Annotated in this window: 8 protein-coding genes; 6 read left to right on the top strand and 2 right to left on the bottom strand. The window is 65.1% G+C overall.

The features are described 5' to 3' along the window. The first annotated feature begins 31 nt into the window (after window positions 1-31). Window positions 32-562 carry an inorganic diphosphatase gene (gene ppa / locus BB334_RS07380; RefSeq protein WP_068806553.1) on the top strand — a complete coding sequence of 177 codons (531 nt, stop codon included), beginning with the start codon at window positions 32-34 and terminating at the stop codon, window positions 560-562. 88 nt (window positions 563-650) lie between these two features. On the opposite strand, the gene BB334_RS07375 is transcribed toward ppa, so the two are convergent. Then, complete coding sequence (locus BB334_RS07375; protein WP_068806550.1) at window positions 651-1,460, bottom strand: outer membrane protein assembly factor BamD; 810 nt, start codon at window positions 1,458-1,460, stop codon at window positions 651-653. A gap of 13 nt (window positions 1,461-1,473) precedes the next feature. Here BB334_RS07375 and rluD point away from each other — a divergent pair, with 13 nt between their 5' ends. Both rluD and pgeF read left to right on the top strand, forming a co-directional pair. Continuing rightward, window positions 1,474-2,436 carry a 23S rRNA pseudouridine(1911/1915/1917) synthase RluD gene (rluD, locus tag BB334_RS07370; protein ID WP_232756682.1) on the top strand — a complete coding sequence of 321 codons (963 nt, stop codon included), beginning with the start codon at window positions 1,474-1,476 and terminating at the stop codon, window positions 2,434-2,436. Next, window positions 2,433-3,167, top strand: a complete 735-nt coding sequence (pgeF, locus tag BB334_RS07365) for a peptidoglycan editing factor PgeF (protein WP_068806544.1) — start codon at window positions 2,433-2,435, stop codon at window positions 3,165-3,167. Before rluD ends, pgeF begins: the two co-directional genes overlap by 4 nt. A gap of 48 nt (window positions 3,168-3,215) precedes the next feature. Here the strand turns inward: pgeF and BB334_RS07360 are convergent, their stop codons facing one another. Then, complete coding sequence (locus BB334_RS07360) at window positions 3,216-3,437, bottom strand: hypothetical protein (RefSeq protein WP_068806541.1); 222 nt, start codon at window positions 3,435-3,437, stop codon at window positions 3,216-3,218. A 110-nt stretch (window positions 3,438-3,547) separates the two neighbouring features. Between BB334_RS07360 and BB334_RS07355 the strand changes: the two genes are divergently transcribed. The 3 genes from BB334_RS07355 to phbB (BB334_RS07345) all read left to right on the top strand — a co-directional run bounded on the left by BB334_RS07355 (window position 3,548) and on the right by phbB (BB334_RS07345) (window position 7,116). Continuing rightward, complete coding sequence (locus BB334_RS07355; RefSeq protein ID WP_068806537.1) at window positions 3,548-5,290, top strand: PHA/PHB synthase family protein; 1,743 nt, start codon at window positions 3,548-3,550, stop codon at window positions 5,288-5,290. Between the two features lie 103 nt (window positions 5,291-5,393). Continuing rightward, the gene (gene phbB, locus BB334_RS07350) at window positions 5,394-6,134 is read left to right on the top strand and encodes an acetoacetyl-CoA reductase (RefSeq protein ID WP_068806533.1); all 741 of its coding nucleotides are present in this window, start codon (window positions 5,394-5,396) and stop codon (window positions 6,132-6,134) included. Between the two features lie 241 nt (window positions 6,135-6,375). Next, the gene (phbB, locus tag BB334_RS07345; RefSeq protein ID WP_068806530.1) at window positions 6,376-7,116 is read left to right on the top strand and encodes a beta-ketoacyl-ACP reductase; all 741 of its coding nucleotides are present in this window, start codon (window positions 6,376-6,378) and stop codon (window positions 7,114-7,116) included. The last annotated feature ends 138 nt before the right edge of the window (window positions 7,117-7,254 follow it).

Raw genomic sequence — 7,254 nt, 5'->3', positions numbered from 1 at the left:
AATCGCAGCACTTTTTCCATGGGAGGGAATTATGGGCTTCGACGTCGTGAGTGCCGGCAGGGACGTGCCGAATGACATCAACGTCATCATCGAGATCTCCGCGCAGGGCGATCCGATCAAGTTCGAGGTGGACAAGGACAGCGGTGCAGTGTTCGTCGATCGCTTCATGGGCACCTCGATGCGCTATCCGCTGAACTACGGCTATGTCCCGCACACCGTCGCCGGTGACGGCGACCCGGTCGACGTGTTGGTCGTGACGCCCTTTCCGCTGCAGCCGGGGGTGGTGATTCGTTGCCGTCCGGTCGGGGTACTCAAGATGGAAGACGACGGCGGCGTGGACGCGAAGGTCGTCGCGGTGCCGGTGTCCAAGCTGACCCCGCTGTACGACAAGGTCCAGACTACCGACGATCTGCCCGAGCTGCTGATGAAGCAGACGGTGCACTTTTTCGAGCACTACAAGGATCTCGAGCCCGGCAAATGGGTGAAGGTGCTGGGTTGGGGAACGGTCGAGGATGCGAAAGCGGAGATCGTCAACGGTCTGGCTGCTGCGCAGAAGAAGTGAGTTTCGACCGCGGACGCTGATGCGTCGGCCAGCAAGGAAAAGGCCCGCATAGTCGCGGGCCTTTTCGTCACTGCCTGTTCTCAGTCGGTCACCATAGCTGCCACCATGGGCGGTCGTCCTGCGCCCCGCCCTTGAAGTAGGCGCTGTCGGGGAAGTTCGTGCGCATCACCCGCTCGCTGTCGTCGCGCAACTCGGCCATGCCGAGCGCGTCGTAGCTCTTGATCAGCAGGAACAGGGCCTCCTCGTTGGCCGGCGCTTCGGGGAAGTTGAGGACCGCGGCCTGCGCGCGATTGATCGCCGCCACGTAGGCGCCGCGATTGTAGTAATAGCGCGCGACATGGACTTCGTGCTGGGCGAGGGAATTGACCAGGTACTGCATACGCTGGCGCGAGTCTTCCGCGTAGCGGCTCTCGGGGAAGCGGGTGACCAGTTCGCGAAAGCTGTCGAAGGCATCACGCGCGCCCTTGGGATCGCGCTCCGAGAGGTCCTGGTTGGCGAGGCCGGCGAGCAGGCCGAGATCCTCGTTGAAATTGACCAGGCCTTTCAGGTAGTAGGCGTAGTCGACGTGCGGATGGTTCGGATGCAACTTGATGAATCGGTCGGCTGCGGCGAGCGCGAGTGCGCTTTCTCCGGACTTGTAGTACGCATACGCGGCTTCCAGCTGGGCCTGCTGGGCGTAGCGGCCATACGGGTAGCGCGCCTCGAGCTTTTCGAATAACTGGATCGCCCGGTCGTAGCCGCCCTCGCTCATCGAGGCCTTGGCTTCGGAGTACAGCTTCTGCGCGTTCCAGCCCGCGGTCTCGTCGATCTGCTCGGGCAGCATGCCGCAGCCGCCGAGCAGCAGCACGGCGATCAGGCCGACTTTTCCCGCTACACTTCTCAAGGTGAACCTTGCCATCGAAAAAACTCGCGTGAATGAACCCGACGATTATAGCCCAGCAGAGGAAGCCGTCTCGTCCGCGACGCTGAGGATTCCGGTTGCACTCGCCGGGCTGCGGCTCGATCAGGCACTGGCGAGGATCTTCCCCGAGCATTCGCGCAGCCGTCTGCAGGGGTGGCTTCGCGACGGGCGGATCCACGTCGATGGCGGTGTGCCCGACGCCAAGCGCAAGGTGGCCGGCGGTGAGCTTTTGTCGGTCGATGCCCCGCCGCCGCCCGAGGCGATCGCCGAACTGCCGGAAGACATTCCGCTCAGGGTGGTGTTCGAGGACGACTGCCTGCTGGTGATCGACAAGCCGGCCGGACTGGTGGTGCACCCCGGCAGCGGCAACTGGAGCGGCACCCTGCTGAACGCGCTGCTACATCATGCGCCCGGGCTGGCGGCGATCCCGCGCGCCGGCATCGTGCACCGCCTCGACAAGGACACCACTGGCCTGATGGTCGTGGCGAAGACGCTCGAGGCACAGACCGATCTCGTTCGCCAGTTGCAGGCGCGCAGTGCCAGTCGCCACTACCACGCACTGGTGCATGGCGTGCTGGAGCGCGACGGCACGGTGGACGCGCCGATCGGCCGTCACCCGACGGTGCGTACCCGCATGGCAGTGGTCGACGGCGGTCGACCTGCGGTGACCCATTACCGGGTTCGCGCCAGGCTCGAGCGGGCGAGCCTGGTCGAGTGTCGGCTCGAGACGGGCCGTACGCACCAGATCCGGGTGCACATGGCGCACATCGGCCACCCGCTGGTGGGCGATCCCGTCTACGGCTCGAAACGCAGCCGTAACCCGCTGTTCGAGGCCTTCCCGCGACAGGCACTGCATGCGTTTCGCCTCGGCCTGGCACATCCGCGCAGCGGCGAGGCGATGAGTTGGGTGCTGCCGATGGCGGCCGATCTGGCCGCCCTGCTGCGCGCCTCCGGAGTCGATTTCAGCTCATGAGCCTGCCCCTCATCGTCCCCGACTGGCCGGCGCCGCCGACAGTGCGCGCGTTGGTCAGTACCCGCGCGGGTGGCGTCAGTCACCCGCCCTACGAAAGCCTGAATCTCGCCACCCATGTCGGCGACGCGACTCAAGCAGTGTCGGAAAACCGGGCGCGGCTACGCAAGCTGCTGCCGTCCGAGCCGCTGTGGCTCGAGCAGGTGCACGGCTGCACGGTGGCCGTGACGGAGACGGGCGGCGGAGTTCCCTGTGCCGACGCCTCGGTGGCGCGCACGCCAGGGCGGGTCTGCGCCGTGCTCACCGCCGACTGCCTGCCGGTGCTGTTCTGTAATGAGGCGGGCACCGTGGTTGCGGCGGCTCACGCAGGATGGCGCGGGCTGGCGGCTGGGGTGCTGGAGGCGACGCTGGCGCGTATGGAGGTGCCTCCGCGGGAGGTGATTGCCTGGCTCGGCCCGGCGATCGGGCCGGCCTCCTTCGAAGTGGGCGGGGAGGTGCGTGATGCCTTCGTCGGCGACGATGCGGGCGCCGCGGCCGCCTTCCGTCCAGGCGATCGCGCAGGGAAGTGGATGGCGGACCTGTTCCAGCTCGCGCGGCTGCGGCTGACGCGCGCGGGCGTGTCCGCAGTCCATGGTGGAGGCATCTGCACCCATGCGGACAGCGCGCGCTTCTACTCCTATCGACGGGACGGCGTGACCGGCCGCTTCGCCTCGCTGGTCTGGCTCGCGCCGTGATGCCCTGCCGCTGGATACGCCGCAGGCATCGTCGCTTCAGCGCGATGGCTATTGATCGGCGTCGGATTCGGCTCTATCTTTGGCAAGGTCGTCTGCGGCTTCGCGATCCAGCCTGCGCCTTCTTCGCGCCGGCGTGCCGAGCAGCCACATGAACAGGGCGAGCGGAGCCAGGCCATAGAATACGAATGTGAGCACGCCGCCGACGACCGTTTCCTCGGTCACGGCGGCGAGCACGGCAACATAGAGCCAGGCGATCGGTATCAGGTACATCGGGCGATTCTAACGCCTGTAGCGCCGGGGCACCGAACGCTTCGTGCACCCCAGAAACCAAGCGGGAGGCAGGGCGCAGGGCGCCAGGTTTCCCGCCCCAGGAGGAACGGATGACCGATTCCAAGGACGGCCAATCCGCAGCAGGGCTGCAGGCCATGCTCGCTGCCGGCCAGGCGATGGCGCAGGGATTTTTCGACACGCTCGCCCGTCAGCATGCGGTGATGCAGGACTCCACCGGCGCCGCCGCACCCAAGGTTCCGATGCCGGAGGCGGAGGCCCTCGCGGCGATGCAGAAGGCATTCGCCGAGAAGCATGCTGCGCTGTGGTCCGCGATGCTCGCCCGCAAGCCCGGCGAGGCGGCCGAGCCGGTCGCTAAACCGGCGCCCGGCGACAAGCGCTTCACGGCGCCCGAGTGGCAGGAGAGCCCGGTGTTCGACTACGTGCGCCAGGCCTATCTGCTCAACGCGGACTTCATGAACCAGCTCGCCGATTCCCTGCCGATGGCCGACGGGCGGGCCAAGTCGCGCATCCAGTTCCTCACCCGGCAGTATGTCGACGCCCTCGCGCCGACGAATTTCGCCGCGACCAATCCCGAGTTCATCAAGACCGCGATCGATTCGCGGGGCGAGAGCATCAGCCAGGGCATCCAGAACCTGCTCGCCGACCTCGAGAAGGGGCGGATCTCGATGACCGACGACAGCGCCTTCGAGGTGGGCCGCAACCTGGCGGTCACCCCGGGCTCGGTGATTTTCGAGAACGAGCTGATCCAGTTGATCCAGTATTCGCCGCTCACCGAGAAGGTGGCGCAGGTGCCGCTACTGATCATCCCGCCCAGCATCAACAAGTTCTACATCATGGACCTCCAGCCGGAGAACTCCCTGGTGCGGTTCATCGTCGAGCAGGGCTTCACCGTCTTTCTGGCTTCGTGGAAGAATCCCGGTCCCGCCGAGGCCGGCTTCACCTGGGACGATTACCTGGAGAAGGGGCCGCTGGCCGCACTCGAGGTGGTGCGCTCGGTGACCCGGGTCAAGAAACCCAACGTGCTCGGCTTCTGCGTCGGCGGCACGATGCTGGCGACCTCGCTCGCGGTGGCGAAGGCGCGCGGCGAGGACCCGGCGAGCAGCGTCACGCTGATGACGACGCTGCTCGACTTCGCCGATGCAGGCGAACTCGGCTGCCTGGTGGACGAGGCGAGCGTCGCGGCGCGCGAGGCGGCGATCGGCAAGGGTGGCCTGCTGCCCGGGCAGGAGCTGGCGAACGTGTTCTCGTTCCTGCGCGCGAACGACCTGGTGTGGCAGTACGTGGTCGGAAACTACCTGAAGGGCAAGAAGCCGCAGGCCTTCGACCTGCTGTACTGGAACTCGGACGCCACCAACCTGCCCGGGCCCTTCCTGACCTGGTACCTGCGCAACATGTACCTCGAGAACAATCTGCGCGTGCCCGGCAAGCTCACCATGCTCGGGCAGAAGGTCGATCTGGGCAAAGTCGACATGCCGGCTTACCTGATGGCGGCGCGCGAAGACCATATCGTCCCGTGGGAGAGCGCCTATCTTGCACGTAACCTGCTCGGTGGGGAGACCACTTTCGTGCTCGGCGCGAGCGGCCACATTGCCGGCGCGATCAACCCTGCATCGAAGAACCGACGCAGTTACTGGACCGCGGATTTCGCGCCTTCGGCGCCGGGCGAGTGGCTCGACCAGGCGACCGAGCAGAAGGGGAGCTGGTGGCTGCACTGGGTCGAGTGGCTGAAGCGCCATGGTGGCAAGCAGGTCGCCGCCCGTGGTCGCCTCGGCAGCACGAAATATGAGCCGATCGAGCCGGCGCCGGGGCGTTACGTCAAACAAAGGGCCTGAATTTCGTCCGACGGACAGCGATTGCGACAGTGAGTATGGGCGGGCACTGTCGGGAAGTTGGGAAGCCCGCCCTTGAGTGATTTTCCAGGGAGAGGAGGAAGCAATGTCTAGAGTTGCATTGGTAACCGGTGGTATGGGTGGTCTCGGCGAAGCGATCTGCATCAAGCTGGCGGCGCTGGGCTACAAGGTGGTCACCACGCATTCGCCGAACAACACCAAGGCGTCCGAGTGGCTGCACGCGATGAACAACATGGGATACGGCTTCAAGGCCTATCCTTGCGACGTCGCCGATTTCGACTCCGCCAAGGCCTGCGTCGAACAGGTCGTGCAGGAGGTCGGCCCGGTAGATGTTCTCGTCAACAACGCCGGCATCACGCGTGACATGACCTTCAGGAAGATGACCAAGGCCGACTGGGATGCGGTCATCAGTACCAACCTCGACTCGGTGTTCAACATGACCAAGCAGGTCATGGATGGCATGGTCGAGCGCAAGTGGGGCCGGGTCATCAACGTCTCGTCGGTCAACGGCCAGAAGGGCGCCTTCGGCCAGACGAACTACTCGGCCGCCAAGGCCGGCATCCACGGCTTCACCAAGGCGATGGCGCTCGAAGTCGCGCGCAACGGCGTGACCGTCAACACCATCTCGCCGGGCTACATCGGCACCAAGATGGTGATGGCGATCCCGCAGGAAATCCTCGACTCCAAGATCCTGCCGCAGATCCCGGTCTCCCGTCTCGGCAAGCCGGAAGAAATCGCAGGGCTGGTGGCCTACCTGTCCTCCGAGGAGGCCGCCTTCGTGACCGGGGCGAACATCTCGATCAACGGCGGTCAGCACATGTACTGAGCCGGGACGGCTCGAAGTCGCCCGGGAAGGCGCGCCCCGCAGGGGGTGCGCCTTCTTTTTATGGGTCTTCCACACCTTATGAAGCGCTCCTGGCTATTGCGGCGCAACACGTCGGAGCGGGCAAGTCTATAATGTCTTCGCGACGGAGCTATTGCGCTGCCGCAGCAAGTGGCGGCGAACTTCGGGATCCCTCCCCGGGGAGCGCCAGCCTCACACAATTACGCGAAGAAAGGATCTCAAGATGTCCCAGAAAGTCGCACTCGTGACCGGTGCCATGGGTGGCCTCGGCACCGCGATCTGCCAGTCTCTCGCCCGGGACGGCTTCAAGGTGGTCGCCAATTGCCTCCCCAACTTCGAACCGAAGGCTGGCTGGCTCGCTGGTCAGCGCGACCTCGGCTTCGACTTCGTCGCTGCCGAAGGTGACGTGTCCGACTACGAGTCCTGCGCCGCCATGGTGGCCAGGATCGAGGCCGAAGTCGGCCCGATCGATGTGCTGGTAAACAACGCCGGCATCACCCGCGACAAGTTCTTCCCGAAGATGGACAAGGGCCAGTGGGATGCGGTGATCAACACCAATCTGAACAGCCTGTTCAACGTCACCCACCATGTTTCAGCCAAGATGGCCGAGCGCGGCTGGGGTCGTATCATCAACATCTCGTCGGTGAATGGCGTAAAGGGCCAGGCCGGTCAGACCAACTACTCGACCGCAAAGGCCGGCGTGCTCGGTTTCACCAAGGCGCTCGCCGCCGAACTGGCGACCAAGGGCGTGACCGTGAACGCCGTAGCGCCGGGCTACATCGGCACCGACATGGTGATGGCGATCCGTGAGGACATCCGTCAGGGCATCATCGACACCGTGCCGATGAAGCGTCTCGGCCGTCCGGACGAAATCGGCGACCTGTGCGCCTACCTGGCCTCCGACAAGGCTGCCTACATCACCGGTGCGACCATCAACATCAACGGTGGCCTGCACATGTCCTGATGCGCTTCGCGTACAGGACAAGGCAGCGTGAAACCCTGCCGAACGGCAGGGTTTCACGAATTACCGTGGAACGGCGGGTTATAATTCGAGCAAAAGCGATTGCGGGGCTGGAGCACCGTCGAGGAGATTAATGTCATG

The organism is Thauera phenolivorans, from assembly GCF_001696715.1.
Lineage (GTDB): Bacteria > Pseudomonadota > Gammaproteobacteria > Burkholderiales > Rhodocyclaceae > Thauera > Thauera phenolivorans.
The sequence above is the reverse complement of the archived record's forward strand: the minus strand, read 5'-3'. Positions and strand labels throughout refer to the sequence as shown.